At 35.5% G+C, this 15,854-nt stretch carries 14 protein-coding genes and 1 tRNA gene; 10 read left to right on the plus strand and 5 right to left on the minus strand.

The features are described from left to right. The first annotated feature begins 69 nt into the window (after positions 1–69). From ruvC to PF026_RS07365, 3 genes are read left to right on the plus strand one after another with little or no spacing between them, the layout of a single operon-like run. Positions 70–546 (plus strand): crossover junction endodeoxyribonuclease RuvC, encoded by a 477-nt coding sequence (gene ruvC / locus PF026_RS07355; RefSeq protein ID WP_270861065.1) that lies wholly within the window; start codon positions 70–72, stop codon positions 544–546. Beyond that, positions 543–1,382: a nitrilase-related carbon-nitrogen hydrolase gene (locus PF026_RS07360; protein WP_270864104.1), complete on the plus strand. Its 840-nt coding sequence runs from the start codon at positions 543–545 to the stop codon at positions 1,380–1,382. The genes ruvC and PF026_RS07360 overlap by 4 nt, the downstream gene beginning before the upstream one ends. Beyond that, on the plus strand, positions 1,383–1,910 hold the full coding sequence (locus tag PF026_RS07365; RefSeq protein WP_270864105.1) for a cysteine hydrolase family protein: 528 nt from the start codon (positions 1,383–1,385) through the stop codon (positions 1,908–1,910). It begins immediately after the preceding gene. A gap of 441 nt (positions 1,911–2,351) precedes the next feature. Here PF026_RS07365 and PF026_RS07370 read toward each other — a convergent pair. Further along, a tRNA-Met gene (locus PF026_RS07370) sits at positions 2,352–2,428 on the minus strand. Positions 2,429–2,592: 164 nt separating this feature from the next. Here PF026_RS07370 and PF026_RS07375 point away from each other — a divergent pair. The 6 genes from PF026_RS07375 to PF026_RS07400 are packed head-to-tail and all read left to right on the plus strand — an operon-like array spanning position 2,593 to position 8,322. After that, positions 2,593–3,156 (plus strand): LemA family protein, encoded by a 564-nt coding sequence (locus PF026_RS07375; protein WP_270864106.1) that lies wholly within the window; start codon positions 2,593–2,595, stop codon positions 3,154–3,156. Positions 3,157–3,173: 17 nt separating this feature from the next. After that, positions 3,174–4,451 carry a DUF3137 domain-containing protein gene (locus tag PF026_RS07380; protein WP_270864107.1) on the plus strand — a complete coding sequence of 426 codons (1,278 nt, stop codon included), beginning with the start codon at positions 3,174–3,176 and terminating at the stop codon, positions 4,449–4,451. Between the two features lie 7 nt (positions 4,452–4,458). Beyond that, the gene (locus PF026_RS07385) at positions 4,459–5,427 is read left to right on the plus strand and encodes a DUF3137 domain-containing protein (RefSeq protein ID WP_270864108.1); all 969 of its coding nucleotides are present in this window, start codon (positions 4,459–4,461) and stop codon (positions 5,425–5,427) included. A 6-nt stretch (positions 5,428–5,433) separates the two neighbouring features. Beyond that, positions 5,434–6,465, plus strand: a complete 1,032-nt coding sequence (locus PF026_RS07390) for a DUF3137 domain-containing protein (RefSeq protein ID WP_270864109.1) — start codon at positions 5,434–5,436, stop codon at positions 6,463–6,465. After that, a complete protein-coding gene (locus PF026_RS07395; RefSeq protein ID WP_270864110.1) occupies positions 6,465–7,430 on the plus strand; it encodes a DUF3137 domain-containing protein in 966 nt (321 codons plus the stop codon). The genes PF026_RS07390 and PF026_RS07395 overlap by 1 nt, the downstream gene beginning before the upstream one ends. Next, complete coding sequence (locus PF026_RS07400; protein WP_270864111.1) at positions 7,411–8,322, plus strand: hypothetical protein; 912 nt, start codon at positions 7,411–7,413, stop codon at positions 8,320–8,322. Before PF026_RS07395 ends, PF026_RS07400 begins: the two co-directional genes overlap by 20 nt. 448 nt (positions 8,323–8,770) lie before the next feature. Here the strand turns inward: PF026_RS07400 and PF026_RS07405 are convergent, their stop codons facing one another. The 4 genes from PF026_RS07405 to purB form a co-directional block, all read right to left on the minus strand. Further along, complete coding sequence (locus tag PF026_RS07405) at positions 8,771–11,146, minus strand: ribonucleoside-diphosphate reductase subunit alpha (protein WP_270864112.1); 2,376 nt, start codon at positions 11,144–11,146, stop codon at positions 8,771–8,773. Positions 11,147–11,411: 265 nt separating this feature from the next. Further along, positions 11,412–11,669 (minus strand): hypothetical protein, encoded by a 258-nt coding sequence (locus tag PF026_RS07410; protein ID WP_270864113.1) that lies wholly within the window; start codon positions 11,667–11,669, stop codon positions 11,412–11,414. Continuing rightward, positions 11,650–13,404 carry a P-loop NTPase fold protein gene (locus PF026_RS07415; RefSeq protein WP_270864114.1) on the minus strand — a complete coding sequence of 585 codons (1,755 nt, stop codon included), beginning with the start codon at positions 13,402–13,404 and terminating at the stop codon, positions 11,650–11,652. Before PF026_RS07415 ends, PF026_RS07410 begins: the two co-directional genes overlap by 20 nt. A gap of 69 nt (positions 13,405–13,473) precedes the next feature. Then, positions 13,474–14,802: an adenylosuccinate lyase gene (gene purB / locus PF026_RS07420; RefSeq protein ID WP_270864115.1), complete on the minus strand. Its 1,329-nt coding sequence runs from the start codon at positions 14,800–14,802 to the stop codon at positions 13,474–13,476. A gap of 70 nt (positions 14,803–14,872) precedes the next feature. On the opposite strand from purB, the gene PF026_RS07425 reads away from it, so the two are divergent. After that, entirely contained in the window at positions 14,873–15,778 is a 906-nt protein-coding gene (locus PF026_RS07425) for an RluA family pseudouridine synthase (RefSeq protein WP_270864116.1), read from the plus strand. The last annotated feature ends 76 nt before the right edge of the window (positions 15,779–15,854 follow it).

Genomic DNA, 15,854 nt, shown 5'->3' on the forward strand with positions numbered 1-15,854 from the left:
TAAATTGATGATTAAATTTAATATATAATTTTGTGAATAAATTTATAAAAAACGCGTGAAAGAGTGTGAATGAAAATTTTAGGAATAGATCCGGGAACCAGAAATATGGGCTATGCGATTTTAGAAAAAAGCGTGAATAAAATTAGCTTAGTCGAAGCAGGGCTTGTGAAAATGAAACCTGAAAATGTTCAATTTCAAATGACACAAATGTGCGAAGCGATTGATCAAATTTTTGCCACCCATAAGATCGATGAAGTGGCGATTGAGAGCATGTTTTATGCCTATAATCCGCAATCAGTTTTAAAACTAGCCCAGTTTAGGGGAGCTTTGAGTTTAAAAATTTTGCAAATTTATGGAAATTTTGCCGAATACACGCCTTTGCAAGTTAAAAAAAGTGTTACGGGCAAGGCAAAAGCGGCAAAAGAGCAGGTTGCCTTTATGGTAAAGCGAATTTTAGGAATTCAAAAAGAGATAAAACCGCTTGATATTACCGATGCAATCGCAATTGCACTAACTCACGCAAATAATTTAAGGTTACAAAAATGAAAAAGAAAATCGCTTTAATCCAAGCCGATATTAAATTTCGCAAAAACGATGAAAATTATCAAAATTTGCTAAATTTGATGAGTTTAGCTATGGCTGAAAAGCCTGATTTTATCGTTTTGCCCGAAACGCTAAATTGCGGATTTTTCACTTCTAAAAATTTGGTTGAATTTTGCGATAAAGACGGGGCTAAAACCAAAGAAATTTTTAGCAAATTTGCTAAGCAAAATTCCGTAAATATCGTCGCAGGAAGCGTTATGAATTTAAAAAATGATAAAATTTATAACTCAAATTTTGTTTTTAATCGAAACGGCGAAGTAGTCAGCGAGTATGATAAAATTCACACTTTTTCTCCTGCCCGTGAAGATGAGATTATTACAAGTGGCAAAAACTACGGCATATTCTTGCTTGACGGCGTTAAGTGCGCTGTGGCGATTTGTTATGATTTGCGTTTTGGGGATTTTATAAAATCGCTTTGCGGTGCAGGGCAGGGCGAAAATAGCGAAAAAAATAGGGCTGATCTGCTTTTTATCCCAGCCCAATGGGACGAAAAACGGATAAATCACTGGAAAATTTTAAATTTCGCCCGTGCTGTGGAAAATCAAGTTTTTGTTTGTAGCGTAAATGGAAGCGGCGAAATAATAAATTCAAAAGGCGAAAAAAAGGGCAAATTCGGCGGAAATTCGCTTTTGATTTCGCCAAACGGCGATGAAATTTTAAATTTAGGCGAATTTCAAAGCGTGAAAACTGCATTGATTGATTTGGACGAAATTCAACAAATTCGTGCTAAAATAGACATTTCAAAAGACACAAAATTTAAAATTTCAAAGGATTTTTAGATGAAAAGTTTAGTTTTTGTTATCGATATGGTTAATGGTTTTTGTAAATTCGGTGCGATGGCTGATCCAAATATCGCTAAAATCGCACCTGCAATCGCAACGCAAATCGCAAATGCCAAATTCGTGCATTTTATCTGCGATGCTCACGAAGAAAGAGATTTGGAGATGAAAAGCTATCCTGTTCATTGCATAGCAGGGACGCCGGAAGCCGAGATAATCGATGAACTTGCCCAGTTTGCCACGCCTGAAAATACAACACTTAAAAAATCCACAAACGGCTTTTTAAATTTGGATAAAAATATTTTAGATGATTTTGATAGATTTATCATTACAGGCTGTTGCACGGATATTTGCGTGTTGCAGTTTGCGCTTTCTTTGCGAACTTATCTAAACGAAAAAAATATGAAAAAAGATGTCATTTTGCCAAGCTCGTGCGTTTCAACTTACGAAGCACCGAGCCACGATAAAGAATACTACACAAATGCGGCGTTAAATTTAATGAGAAATGCTGGAATTTTGGTGGTTTAGATTTTTTTGAATTTAGCTAATTCCCCAGACTTGACGGATTAATGCGTAAATTCGGACAATTCCTACGCTCAAAACAAGCGAAGCGGTGCAAGGCGAAGCCGAAGCAGGTTTCCTTGATTACCGCTTAAAGGTAACTTCGCTTGAAATCGTCCGAATTTACGCCTTACTACGCCTACTTCGTCTTGAATATTTTTATTTGCATTGAATTGTTTCGTAAATTTAGTAAAATCGTCGGCATTTGTTATTCAAAATTTGCATTGAATTATTTTGTATCCATTGTCATTGCGAGACGGCAACGCCGTCGTGGCAATCGCCAATACAAAATAAACCAAATTCTTTCCAATGAAATGCTTTGCTTTTATCGTGCTATGTTTTTTGCAAAACAAAAAGCCTAAATTTCAAACAATCAAACCAAAATTTACAGGGAAATTTAAAAAGAAATGGTGTCAAGAGAGAGACTTGAACTCTCGACCTCCGGCTTATGAGACCAGCGCTCTAACCAGCTGAGCTACCTTGACACTTAAAAGAACTGCGATTATACCTGAATTTTGCTTATATCAAATTTAAAAAGGTTAAATTTTGCTAAAAATTTCGGTGCAGGTCAGGTTAAATTCGCAAATTTATCACTTATAAAGTTTATTTTAAATAGAATTTTACGAATTTATTAAAAGGAAGTAAAAAAATGAACGCATTTTTGGTTATTTGTGCCGTTGTTGCGGCGTTAGTTTTGGCTGTTATTAGCATTTATAACTCGCTTATTGGCAAACGAAATCAGGTCTCAAACATCTACGCCGGTGTCGATACTCAGCTCAAAAAACGCTACGATTTAATCCCAAATTTAGTCGCTGCCGTTAAAGAGTATCTCACACACGAAAGAGAAGTTTTAACCAAAGTTACCGAGCTACGAAACGAAGCTATGGCGGCGAAAAACGACGCGCAAAAGTTTGATTTAAACAACAAAATTTCAACGCTTCTTGGCAACATAAAAGTGGCTGTGGAAAACTACCCTGAGCTAAGGGCGAACGAAAATGTGCTTCATTTGCAATCAACGCTAACCGAAGTCGAAGAGCAAATCAGTGCTGCTCGCCGTGCTTACAACGGAGCGGTGCTGGATTACAACAACGCTTGTGAAATGTTTCCGACAAATTTGGTAGCAAACTTTTTCCGTTTCGAAAAACGCGAATTTTTCGCAGCCGACGAGAGCGAAAAAGTCGCTCCAAATGTCAGCGATATGTTTAAAAGATAGGCTAAATTTAGGTCTTAATGCACAAATTCAAAAACGGCGAAAGTCCCTACAAAAGGGCGAAAAATAATTTAGAACGCAAATATCGTGGCGACTACAAGGGCGTTTTTCGTGGAGATTATGATTATAAAGGCGTTTCATATCAAAGCCTAGTCGCCCTTGAAGATGAGCGAATTTTGGTTAAAAAACGGGTAAATATTTTACTCGTTTTTTCTATTATTTTTGGCATTTTAGTGGTAGTTGCGGTATTTAAATTCAAGCCAAATGAAGGCATTACAAATTTGCTTATAATGGCACCTTTTGGCTTTTATAGCTTTTTTAAACGAATTATTACTAAAAACATAAGAAATAAATTCAAAAACCAAGTCGTCGCAAAGGTCGTAAAAGATATAAATCCGAATTTTGTCTATCTTAAAGACTTACATATTACAGAAGAAGAATTGGAAAAATCTGGTATTTTTGGCACTGCTGGGCGTATATTTGAAGGAGATGATTTAATAAGCGGCGAGATTGAGAATGTGAAATTTAGAATGAGCGATATAAGGCTAAAAGAAGTTAGAAAGCGTGGCAAAAGCACTCAAATTGTCGATATTTTCAAAGGCGTTGTTTTTATCGCTGAATTTTATAAAAATTTTTCATCTCATACCATTGTTCTAGGAAGCTCAGAAGCAACAGCATTTGGAAAAAAAATCAAAGTCGATAATAGTGAATTTAATAAAGAATTTAGAGTTTATACAAACGATGAAATAAATGCTTTTTACATACTTTCGCCAAGTTTTATGCAAAGATTTTTAAAGCTTCAAAAACGGCTTGGTTGCGGTATAAATGCCGTATTTTTAGAAAATAAAATTTATCTTTATATCGACAACGGTAGGGATAATTTTGAACTAGATTTGCATAGTTCGCTTTTGCAAATCGCCGTAGTTTTTGATACATACAAAAGAGAGCTTGAAAACTTTTTTCAAATAATCAACGATTTAAAACTTAATACTAAAATTTTCAAATCGAATTTTGAACCAAAAACTAGCACACAGGCTCTCGATTCGCAAGATTTTAAAAATAAATTTGTACAATCTGCTACGGATAATGTGCCAAAAACAAAAGAAATGCAATTTGTCGCAAATAGTAAAAGTGATATTTTTGATATAATCTTTGCGTTAATTTTTATAGGATTTTTTGGAATACTTGTTACAGCTATTTCCGATGGATTTAAGGGTTTTTTATTTTTTGTAGTTTTTATGAGCTGTATAGGTTTAATCTGGTATTTTGACGAAAAAGCCAAGAAAAAAAATAGGTGAAGCAAATATGCAAAATCAAAATGAATTTAACCAAAACGAACTAGCAAATTTAGAGAATTTGCGAAAAAGCATTGCTTCAAAAATTTTAAAAATTAAAATTTTTTGTGGTGTTTTGGGAGTTGTATTAGCTTTTTTGATATTTAAAAGCTCGGGAGATTTAGGTATTGGGATTTGTCTTGGGGCAATGGTTGGGATTTTGATTTATAGACTGCTTAGTTATAGCCTTTTAAAGGGCTTTTCAAACGAATTCAAAGAAAAGATTATAACTCAAATCATAAAAGAAATTTCGCCTAATTTAGCCTATGACAAGGCGAAGTTTATCGAATTTAACGAATTTGATAGACCACGAATTTATAACACCGTGATTGATATTTATCAAGGAAATGACCTTATTTGGGGAAATATCGACGGCGTGGAGCTTAAATTTAGCGACATTTATCTTGCAAGAAATGATACAAAAAACAAGGAGCGGTCGATACAGGTGCAAACGCCGCTTTTTTACGGGATTGCTTTTATAGCCGATTTTAGCAAATTTTTCACTGCCAAAGTCATCGTGCTTGATAAAAAAGGTAGCTTTACTTCGACAAATCTGCAAAAAACAAAAATGGATAATAGCGAATTTAACGACACTTTTGCCACTTTTTGTGATGATGAAATCGCTGCTAGGTATATTTTGACGCCAAATTTAATGGAAAAAATGCTTTATTTGCGTAAATTTTTTGGCGCAAAGTGCGATTTTTGCTTTGTGGAAAATAAAATTTATATCTACATAAATTTAGGCAAAGATAGCTTTGAAGCTGATTATAAAGTCCCGTTAATAGGCGAAAATTCGGCACCGCTTCGTTACCACGACGAGATAATGCAGTTTGTAGGCATCGTAGAAAATTTAAAACTAAATTCTAAGATTTTTAAAGCCCATTTGGAGCAGAATTCGGCAAATTCGAGCGAGAATTCAACTCAAAATAGTGCAGGGTAGGGCAAAATGACACAAGAGCAAAAAACGCTTTTAGAGCTTGAAAAAATGCGAAAAAAGATAGTTCGCAAAATGCCGGAATTTAGCCTTATGGCGATTGTTTTTGCCGTTTTTGCTGCGATTTTTATGACGCTATTTTTGACATATTTGGGGAGAGTGTTTTTTGAGACCAAATTCGGTGGCGTGGTGGCGTTGTTGATTTTTATATATTTTATTTTTCACTATTTTAAGCATTACAAACACGAATTTACGCAAGGCGAAGCTCATTTTTTAATCGATAAATATAAGAATTTTTACTTAAAAAAATATATAAATTCACTTGGTTTTGAGTACCAAAAAATAGGGCATATTCATGCAATCGACATTATAAAAAGTGGCTTATTTGCGAGTTTTGATAAACAAAGCGGAAACGATAAAATCTCAGGCGAGATAGACGGCGTTCGCTTTGTTTTTAGTGATTTGCTATTAGAAAATAAAATGGAGCTTGATTACGGAAATATGTTTGTGGCTACTTTGCCAAAATATAATACAAATTTTGAAGCAAAAGACTTTGTAGCGATATTTCAAGGGCTATTTTTTATGGCAGATTTTCACAAAAAGATAAATTCAAAAACCGTCGTTTTGTCCCGTGCGGGTCGGCAAAACGGCGAAATCATCGCCAAAAACAAGCTAAAAGACATAAAAATGGATAACACCGAATTTAATAAGCTTTTCGAAGTTTTTACAAACGATCCGCAAAATGCGATGTATATCCTAAATTTTTCTCTTATGGAGCAGTTGATAAAACTGCAAAAAATGCTTAAAGATCCCATTAGCGTGAGTTTTGTGGATAATCGTATTTTTATCAAGGTCGATCGTGGCTATGATAGCTTTGAGCCTGATTTGAGCCAAAATATCGTCAATAAAAACATCGCACCACGCATAAAAGCCGAACTTAATGCAATGTTTGATATAGTTAAAATTCTGAAACTTAATAGTAAAATTTGGATATTAAATGCCCAAAACAGCGCATTTGAAACGAAAATCAACGGAAAAATTTAATGGGTAAAGATTTTAAAAACTCATCGCCAAAAGAGCTTTTGAATTTAGAAAGAGAGAGAAAAGAAGCGCATTCTAAAAAATCCAAAAGAAATTTGAAGGCGTTTTTTACGACATTTTTCTCTCTTCTCATTTTTGAACTATGGTTATTGGGTTTATATATTGAAAAACACGACAGCTTTATTTTTGGAATTGGTTTTTTTGGATTTGCTGTTGTATTTTTCTTTTACTTTAAACATTTTAGAGATGAATACGAAATGGAAGATAAATCTTATTTTATAGATAAATATAAAGATTTTTATCTAAAAAGATATGTAAATTCGCTAGGGTTTGAGTATTCAAAGTATGGTATGATTAGTCTTAATGATATTTATTATTCAAATTTATTTTCTCAGTTTCAGTTATATGGTGGAAATGATTTAGTTAGCGGTAAAATCGATGATATAAGTTTTAAATTCTGCGATTTATTATTGAAACGGAAAATGAGTAGAGCAGAAAATGGAGAAGAATATGGCGTTGTGGTTTTTCAGGGGCTTTTATTTGTAGCCGATTTCAATAAAAAAACACAAGGTCGTATCATCGTAATGCCAAAAACCAAGATAAATAAAAACGGATACAAAAAGATAAAAATGGATAATAGCGAATTTAACGATGAATTTAGCGTTTTTGGCTCGGACATACAACAAACAATGTATATTTTAACTCCTGCGTTTATGGAGCGAATTTTAAGGCTAAAAAGATTGATGAAATGTCCTATTTCGCTAAGTTTTTTAGACAACAAAATTTTTATAAAAATCGATCGTGGTCATGATAGTTTTGAGCCGAATTTAAACAAAAGCATTATTAGCCAAAGTATGGTGCCACGCATAAAAGCCGAACTTAATGCAATGTTTGATATAGTTAAAATTCTGAAACTTAATAGTAAAATTTGGATAGTTAGGAGAAGCGATGAGCCAAATTTCTTATGAGTTGAAGCGTAAAAAGTTATGCGAAGCTCAAAAATACTCTCGTTTTAAATTGCAAGGCATTTTGGCGTTGATTTTTGTCGTTTTGTTTTTCGCTTACCGGGCGAATTTTGGCAAATTTTGGTTTTTGTATCTGCTTGTGCTGGGCTTTTTTTGCTATGTCGTTTATGTTTATTGCGAAAAAAAGCTCGAAAATTCGCAAAATGCGAAAGAAAATGAGCTTTTCAATAACGAATTTTTAGTCGGCGTAGCAAAGGAACTAAATTTCACATTTCAGCCATTTGGTGCCTTTTTTATAAACGATTTTGACGATACTGCCTTTCAAAAAGGTGCGAATTTAGCCGTTTGTAATCAAAGCATAATCGGCAAAATAGGGCAGGGCGAAGCGAAATTTGGGGATTTGCGTTTGGTGCGGGATTTCAAACGCAAAAAGAAATTTTTTGATTTGGATAAGATTTTTAATCGTATAAATAACGGGGCGATTTTTGATGGATTTGTGGCGAAATTTAACTACGCTGTGCCCTTTAACAGCGAAATGGAAGTGGTGCTAAAAGGCGAAGCTCCAAGTGCGAATTTAAAGCTCTTAAAACAAAGCGGAAAGCTTAGCGAAATTTTTGACATTTATGTCCCTGACGGGGTGGAATTTTTGCAAAACGGCGGCGTGGAAGTCGTCGAAAATACGCAAATTTTGGCTAAACTTCAAGCCATAATGGAAAATTTAATCGGTAGCACGGCTTTGTATTTAAAAGGAAATTCGCTCATCATCGCAGTAGAAAACAAAGAGCTTTTTAGATTTAACAAAAACGAAAAAGATGTCAATGCAAAGCTGTTAGAATCGATGAAGTTGATGATGCAGATAGCAAAGAATTTGGAAAATAATAGGGAATTTTTGTAGATTTTTGGATTTTCTTTGTAAATTTAAACGAGCCTAGCTTTTCCGCAAGACGGGCAACGATAGACGAAAAAAAGTCTTATCTTATGCCCGTTTTGCGAAAAATCGTCGGCATTTGGTTTTCAAATTTTAAGTAGAATTCAGCCTAGCTTTTCCGTGATTCTTCGCAAAATTCGCTCGAATAGCCAGACGGCTAATTCTTCGCTCATTTTGCTCGAAAACACGAAAAATCGTCGGCATTTGTTATTCAAATTTGCTATTAGTTATCGTTGTTAGTAATAATCAAAAAATATTCAAGACAGAATAGGCGTAGTGATTTAAAAAATTTCGCACTTTCAAGCGTAGCGCACCTGTTCGTGCGTGAGCGAAGGAAGCGTGAAATTTTTTAAATTAATCCGTTCAAGTATGGGGAATTAAAGCTAGGCTCGTTTCAACTACGCCAAGACAAAATTTATTGGCAGCCTTCACACTCTATACTTCTATCTGCCACATCTTTATTAAAGTCATCAGTAGATGGGCTTTCGCTCCTTAGATAATATGTCGATTTAATGCCAAGCTCCCACGCAAGGGTGTAAATGTCATTTAGCACCTTGCCACTAGCCTTATCAAGCGTGATAAAAATATTCAGGCTTTGACCTTGATCTATCCATTTTTGGCGGATTGCACCTGCTTTTATAAGCAGCCGCTGGTCTAGTTCGTATGCCGGAACATAGGCTTGCCAAGTATCAGGGCTTAGATTTGGCACGACCACAGGAATCATACCGCTTAGGTTGTGTTCGAACCATTTGCGTTTATAAACAGGCTCGATAGTCTGCGTTGTGCCTACTAAAATCGAAATTGATGAAGTCGGCGCAATCGCCATTAAATAGCCGTTTCTCATGCCGTCTTTTTTGACTTTTGCGCGAAGTGCGTCCCAGTCGCAAGAATTATCTTCAAAAAGTCCCCCACGACCGACTAATTTTTTAGCATTTTCGTTTGCTAAGTCGATTGGGAAAATTCCTTGCGACCATTTTGAGCCCTCAAATTCAGGGTATTTGCCCTTTTCAAGAGCTAAATTTGATGAAGCGTAAATGGCGTTGTAGCTTATGTTTTCCATGATTTTATCGATTGTCTCAAAATGCTCGTAACTACCCCAAATAACGCCCTTTTCGGCAAGCATTTGCGCTTCGCCCATTACGCCTAAGCCTATGGCGCGAGAGCGTAAATTCGTGCGTTTTACCTTTGCGTGTGGGTAAAAATTTAGCTCGATTACATTATCTAGCATTCGCACGGCGATTGGCACGACGCGTTTTATGTCTTCTTGTGTGTGAATTTTGCTTAAATTTACACTTGCGAGATTGCAAACTGCCGTTGCGCCCTCATCTACGCCCTTTTCGACGATGAAAATGTCTTTGCCATTTATGCTATCAAGTGCCGTGATTTTTTTGGCTTTTTTGGTGATTTTGCCATTTACGACCACTTCTTCATTTTCTTCGAAAAGCTCTTCACTGCCATCAGCATAGACGATTTTGGTTTTGTAGTGGTTTGCCTGTGTATTTTGGAAAATTTCGGTGCATAAATTCGAGCTTCTAATAATGCCTTTGTGCGAATTTGGATTTACCCTGTTTGCGTTATCTTTAAAGCACAAAAACGGCATTCCAGTCTCAAAATAGCTAGTTAGGATTTTTTTCCAAAGCTCTTTTGCTAGAACGGTTGATTTGCTGATATTTGGGTCGTTTTCGTAGGCGATATATTTTTGCTCAAATTCTTCGCCCCACACATCGCACAAATCAGCCACATCGACAGGGTCAAAAAGCGTCCATTTTTCGTTATTTGCTAGGCGTTTCATAAACAAATCATTTATCCACAAAGCAGGGAAAATTTCATGCGCTCTGCGGCGTTCTTCGCCTGAGTTTTTACGCAAATCCAAAAAGTCGTTTATATCCATGTGCCAAGGCTCTATATACACGGCGATTGCGCCTTTTCTGGTGCCTAGTTGATCGACCGCCACGGCTATGTCGTTTGTGATTTTTAGGAAAGGTATTATGCCACCTGCGGCGTTTTTATGTCCGTCGATACTACCGCCCATTGCGCGGACTTTGCACCAGTCCCAGCCGATACCGCCGCCGAATTTCGATAAAAGCGCCATTTCTTTGTAGCTATCAAAAATTCCTTCGATATTATCAGGCACACTTCCGACATAGCAAGAGCTTAGCTGGTGGCGAGTAGTGCGTGCGTTTGAGAGTGTCGGAGTGGCAAGCATGACTTCAAATTTGCTTATTAAATCGTAGAATTTTTTCGCCCAAGTTTGGCTGTCTAGCTCATTTTGCGCCAAAAACATCGCAATCGCCATAAACATGTGCTGAGGTAGCTCGATAGGTTTGCCTTGCTTGTCTTTTATAAGATAGCGGTCATAAAGCGTTTTTATGCCAAGGTAGTTAAACTGCAAATCTCGCTCGATTTTTATGTAGTCATTTAGGTCATCTAGGTCGTATTTTTCTTTAAGTCCTAGCATAATGCGACCCTCGGCTTCGCCGCGTTCGAAGTATTCGCGTAAATGGTTGTAGCCGTTAAATGAAGTTACTTTGTGATACAAATCATACAAAAATAGCCTTGCAGCGACAAATGTCCAGTTTGGGCGGTCTATGTCGATTTTATCGACGGCGGTTTTGATAAGCGTTTGCTGAATTTCTTCTGTGGTTATCATATCGCGAAATTGGATTTTCGCATCGACTTCAAGTTCGCTAAGGCTTACATTTTCGATACCTGCGACCGCTGCTGTGGTGTATTTTTTGATTTTTGAAATGTCTAATTCTTCGGTTCGTCCGTTTCTTTTGATAACTTTCATTTACACTTCCCATTTGAATAAAAATTAATGTTTGGATTGTAGCTTTTTTAAACTTATAAGCTAAGAAAAATTTGATTAAATTTTGCTTAGTTGTTTGGTGTAGAATTTGTTGTTATTTGTAAAATTTGTATCCATTGTCATTGCGAGAATTTGCGTAGCAAATTCGAAGCAATCTACGAGCCTAAATAACCACTATGTAAATTTGTAAATTTGAATTTTGCATTGAATTTATCGTCTAAATTTAATCCGTAATTTACATTGCTTTTTAAGGGGGAAAGGGGCTGACTTGCTCTGCTTCGCTACGCTTCGCAAGAAACCTGCCACGCACTTTGTGCGCGTCATCGCTTCGCTTGTTTTGACGAAGCGCCCCTTTCCCCCTTAACAACCCCCATACCCTGCACGCTTCTATCGTGGCAAATTCAAAAAGCAAAATGCTTTTTGAATTTGCGAATTTAACGGAAAATTTGCTAACGCAAATTTTTGGATTGATATTTTGAGATAATTTATGATTGATTATTGTCAATATTTTGCTCTATTTCTTTTAAAATATCTTCTATTTTTATTTTTAATGGTTCATCTAATTGCTTAATTTTTAAATTTTTTAATATCTTTTTGGCTTTTTCATTTTGAAATTTTTCTAATTTGTTGTCTGTGGCAATATCGCCTAAAACATCTATGATTTTTTCTTTAAATTTATTCATTTCTTCAAATCTAGTATATCTTTCTATTTCATTTACACAAATGCGAACACTATCAAGGCTTTGTGTGAAAAATTCTTTTAGTTTATTAGTATCAACAAATTTTAACATTGAATATTCATCGTCTTTGCCAGTTATGTTTAAATATTCACACAATTTTTCTGCTGTTTTAAATTCGACGACATTATCCACATTATCTTTTATTATTTCATCATAAAGTATTTGCGAATTACTTTTATCAAAATTTATTATTATACTTAGAGCTTTTTCATCTTGTTTATTGATTTTGCAATATTCTTTTAGAAGTTTTAATTTTAATTCATCGTGCCTATCTGTCGTATTTAATTTCCGTTCCAAAGCATATAATTTGTTCAGCCAACGAAGCCCTTCATCATATTCAACAACATCTATAAAATACTTATTATGTAGAAATTCCGATATTTTATTGATAGCCCACTCATAATCATTAGTAAAATCTAATGGAAAATCATTCTTATAATATAAATAGAATTCTTTTAAATTTATTTTTAGTTCTATCATTTCATTGTTTTTTTGTATTATGTTATATTTTTCAGTTGCAATTTTTATTTCATTATTTAAGTCCAAGAAATCAATATTTGCAATATTGTGTTGCAAATATTTTTTAACATATTGTCTAAATTTAATTGAAAAGTAGTCTGGATAGGGATACATAAGTAAATTTTCTGTGTAATCTGCAACAGTATTGCCAATAGTGTCAAAAAAATCTTTTCTTATTTCATATTCTAGTTCGTTGAAATTCGTAATATGTTGAGAAATGTTATTTACAGTATGTGCTATTTTTTTTATTGTTCTTATATTGTTTGTTTTTGTATATGATGAATTTTTAAAATATTCCGAAGCGATGTCTTTAAAATCACCAAAATTGTCTTTAATTGCTTCGAAAGAATCTTGTGGCATAGGCTCGTATGTAAATTCGCAATCTACAATCTTTTCTTTATATTCATCAAAAATATCTCCATCTAATTTTTTATTTTTTTCTTCTTCTTTTGATTTATCGCTTTTTTCTAATTCATTTTCGTTCATTATCATCAAAATGTTGCAATTATTATTTTCTTTAAGCACTGAAATTTCGCCTAAAATATCTTTGAATTCAAGTTTTTTGCTATGTCTTTCAAAATCATCAAAACAAATAATTACTTTTTTTATTTCCTTGCCAAGTATGTATAAAAGACCGTTTAGGGAAGTTGTAACAACTGGGGTTAAATTACCAATAATTGGAATTAATTCAAAGGGAATTTTGTCAATTATTTCTTTGGTTTTTTTAAATTTTTCTTTAATTTCTGGCATTACGGAAATTTGGCTTTTAATTTCTTGCTCTATTTGAGCTATATTTTCTTTACCAAAAAGAGAAACATAGGCGATTAGCGTTTTTGCGTTATTTTCGCTTCGCAATTCTTTTTCAATCTCTTTCCAAATATGTGTTTTTCCTATACCCCAGTCGCCTTTTAGCAAGACGCATGTAGGATTATTTTTATTTTTTAGCAAAGATTTTATTTCGCTTTTTATTGCTTCTCTCATTGTTATCTCTTTTGTTTTGATAAAATTTTTTTTTAACTTATTATAAATTTTACGAAACATAATTGAAATTTACCCAAAAACCCTTTTAAAAATTTTATCCACATTTTTTGTGTAATATCCATAATCAAAACACGCTTTGATTTCATCTTCGCTCAAAGCCTTTCGCAAATCTTCATCGGCTAGTAAATTTTGCAGATACAAGCTTTGTCCGTTTTCATCGATAGCTTTTTTGCCTTCTTGCAAGTCAGCCCAAACTTTCATCGCATTTCTTTGCACGATTTTGTAGGCTTCTTCGCGTGATAGCCCTTTTTTAGGAAGTTCTAGCAAAACTCTTTGCGAAAAAACTAGTCCGCCCGTTAAATTTAGATTTTTCATCATATTTTCAGGATAAACGACCAAATTTTCTATCAAATTTGCAAGGCGATTTAGCATAAAATCAGCCGTCACAAAGCCATCTGGCAGTATAAATCTCTCAACCGAGCTGTGGCTAATATCTCTTTCGTGCCACAAAGCGACATTTTCCATTGCCGGAATCGCATAGCTTCGCAAAACCCTGCAAAGCCCGGTTACATTTTCGCTAAGCACCGGATTTCGTTTGTGTGGCATGGCTGAGCTTCCCTTTTGTCCGGGAGCGAAATACTCTTCGCACTCATACACTTCTGTTCTTTGGTAGTGGCGGATCGCAACGGCGATTTTCTCGCAGCTTGAAGCTAAAATCGCTAGTGCGTTCATCACTTGCGCGTAGCGATCTCTTTGTATGACTTGGTTTGATGCCGGGGCTGGTTTTAAGCCTAGATTTTGGCAAACTAGCTCTTCAAGCTCTAATGGAGCGTGGGCGAAATTTCCCATTGCACCGCTGATTTGACCCACACTTATGACGCCATAAGCGTGTTTTATCAGCTCTAATGCGCGGTTAATTTCATCATGCCAAATCGCTAAAACTAAGCCGAAAGTTATCGGTTCGCCGTGAATTCCGTGGCTCCTGCCTACCATAAGCGTATTTTTGTGCTTCATCGCTTGATTTTTGATTGCCGTTTTTAGGGCTTCGATGTCAGCGATAATCAAATCCAAGCTATCTTTTATCTGCAACGCCACAGCCGTATCGATACAATCGCTACTTGTCATACCATAATGCACAAATCTGCTCTCTTCGCCCAAACTCTCGCTCACGCTGGTTAAAAACGCAATCACATCGTGCTTTGTTGTTTTTTCGATTTCGTCTATGCGTTCGACGCTAAATTTAGCGTTTTTGCAGATTTTTTCGCAATCATCATCTGGGATAAAGCCAAGCTTATTCCATGCCTTGACTGCTGCGATTTCCACTTTGAGCCAAGCGTCGTATTTGGCAAACTGCGTCCATTTGTCTTTCATAATTTTTCGTGCGTATCGCTCTACCATTTTTGTGCCTTTATTTGAAATTTGATATAATCCGAAATTATATTAAAAAAGGGCTGAAAAGTTAGTTAATATGGCGTATGAGAAATTTAGTTTAGGCAAATTTACAAATCGGCGAATTTTTGAGATTTTGCTGGGTTTGGGTTATGATATGAAAGGCGCTCAAAGGCTGTGTGATAAGGGCAGGGTGCTAGATAGCTCAGGCGTGGCACTGGCGAAAAACTCGGTCGCAAAGGGCGAAATATTTTTGATAGATTATAAATGTGAGCCTGTGGGTTTAAAGTCGATTTTTGAATGCGATGAATTTGCTGTATTTGACAAGCCTAGTAGAGTGCTTTCTCACCCAAACGGCAGACACTGCAAATATTCGCTTTATGATGAAATTTGGTCACTTTATGGGCGGAGTGCGGCGGTCGTGCATAGGCTCGATAAAGAGACAAGCGGCGTGATACTGGTCGCAAAAAATTTGGCTAGTTTAAATGCCTTGAAAATGCTTTTTGAAAATAGGGCGGTGAAAAAATCATATTTTGCTTTGGTGAGCGGGAGAGTGGAGCGAGAATTTGTAATCGATGAGCCAATAAGCGAGAGTTTGGAAACTGACGAAGTGGCGATAAAAATGCGAATTTGCGAAAACGGCAAAAAGGCGATAACTGAGATTTATCCGATAGAATATTTTAGCGAATTTAATGCGACTTTGGTTCGAGCCGTGCCGCTGACAGGAAGACAGCATCAAATTCGTTTGCATTTGTTTCATGTGAAACACAAAATTTTAGGCGACCCGCTTTACGGGACTGATACGGCGACTTTCGAAGCGATTTTGGACGAGAAATTAAGCGCGAGTGAGCGGATAAATTTAACAGGCGCTTCTAGGCTTTGCTTACATGCAGCGAATTTGCACTTCGAATTTAACGGCAAAATTTACGATATTCAAACAAAGGCTGATTTTAAAAGCGAGTTTTTGAAAGCGTTAAAATTTTGAAACAAAATGGATATAAAAATATTGCCTCAATAAATTCTGTATTTATTACAAATTCCTAAATTTGATAAACTGATTG

The organism is Campylobacter sp. CS_NA3 (assembly GCF_027797495.1).
In the GTDB taxonomy this organism is placed as follows: Bacteria; Campylobacterota; Campylobacteria; order Campylobacterales; family Campylobacteraceae; genus Campylobacter_B.

Bases quoted from the DNA above. Each gene is read 5' to 3' on its own strand.
- ruvC (WP_270861065.1), top strand. From the start codon at position 70: ATGAAAATTTTAGGAATAGATCCGGGAACCAGAAATATGGGCTATGCG.
- PF026_RS07360 (WP_270864104.1), top strand. From the start codon at position 543: ATGAAAAAGAAAATCGCTTTAATCCAAGCCGATATTAAATTTCGCAAA.
- PF026_RS07365 (WP_270864105.1), top strand. From the start codon at position 1,383: ATGAAAAGTTTAGTTTTTGTTATCGATATGGTTAATGGTTTTTGTAAA.
- PF026_RS07375 (WP_270864106.1), top strand. From the start codon at position 2,593: ATGAACGCATTTTTGGTTATTTGTGCCGTTGTTGCGGCGTTAGTTTTG.
- PF026_RS07380 (WP_270864107.1), top strand. From the start codon at position 3,174: ATGCACAAATTCAAAAACGGCGAAAGTCCCTACAAAAGGGCGAAAAAT.
- PF026_RS07385 (WP_270864108.1), top strand. From the start codon at position 4,459: ATGCAAAATCAAAATGAATTTAACCAAAACGAACTAGCAAATTTAGAG.
- PF026_RS07390 (WP_270864109.1), top strand. From the start codon at position 5,434: ATGACACAAGAGCAAAAAACGCTTTTAGAGCTTGAAAAAATGCGAAAA.
- PF026_RS07395 (WP_270864110.1), top strand. From the start codon at position 6,465: ATGGGTAAAGATTTTAAAAACTCATCGCCAAAAGAGCTTTTGAATTTA.
- PF026_RS07400 (WP_270864111.1), top strand. From the start codon at position 7,411: ATGAGCCAAATTTCTTATGAGTTGAAGCGTAAAAAGTTATGCGAAGCT.
- PF026_RS07405 (WP_270864112.1), bottom strand. From the start codon at position 11,146: ATGAAAGTTATCAAAAGAAACGGACGAACCGAAGAATTAGACATTTCA.
- PF026_RS07415 (WP_270864114.1), bottom strand. From the start codon at position 13,404: ATGAGAGAAGCAATAAAAAGCGAAATAAAATCTTTGCTAAAAAATAAA.
- purB (WP_270864115.1), bottom strand. From the start codon at position 14,802: ATGGTAGAGCGATACGCACGAAAAATTATGAAAGACAAATGGACGCAG.
- PF026_RS07425 (WP_270864116.1), top strand. From the start codon at position 14,873: ATGGCGTATGAGAAATTTAGTTTAGGCAAATTTACAAATCGGCGAATT.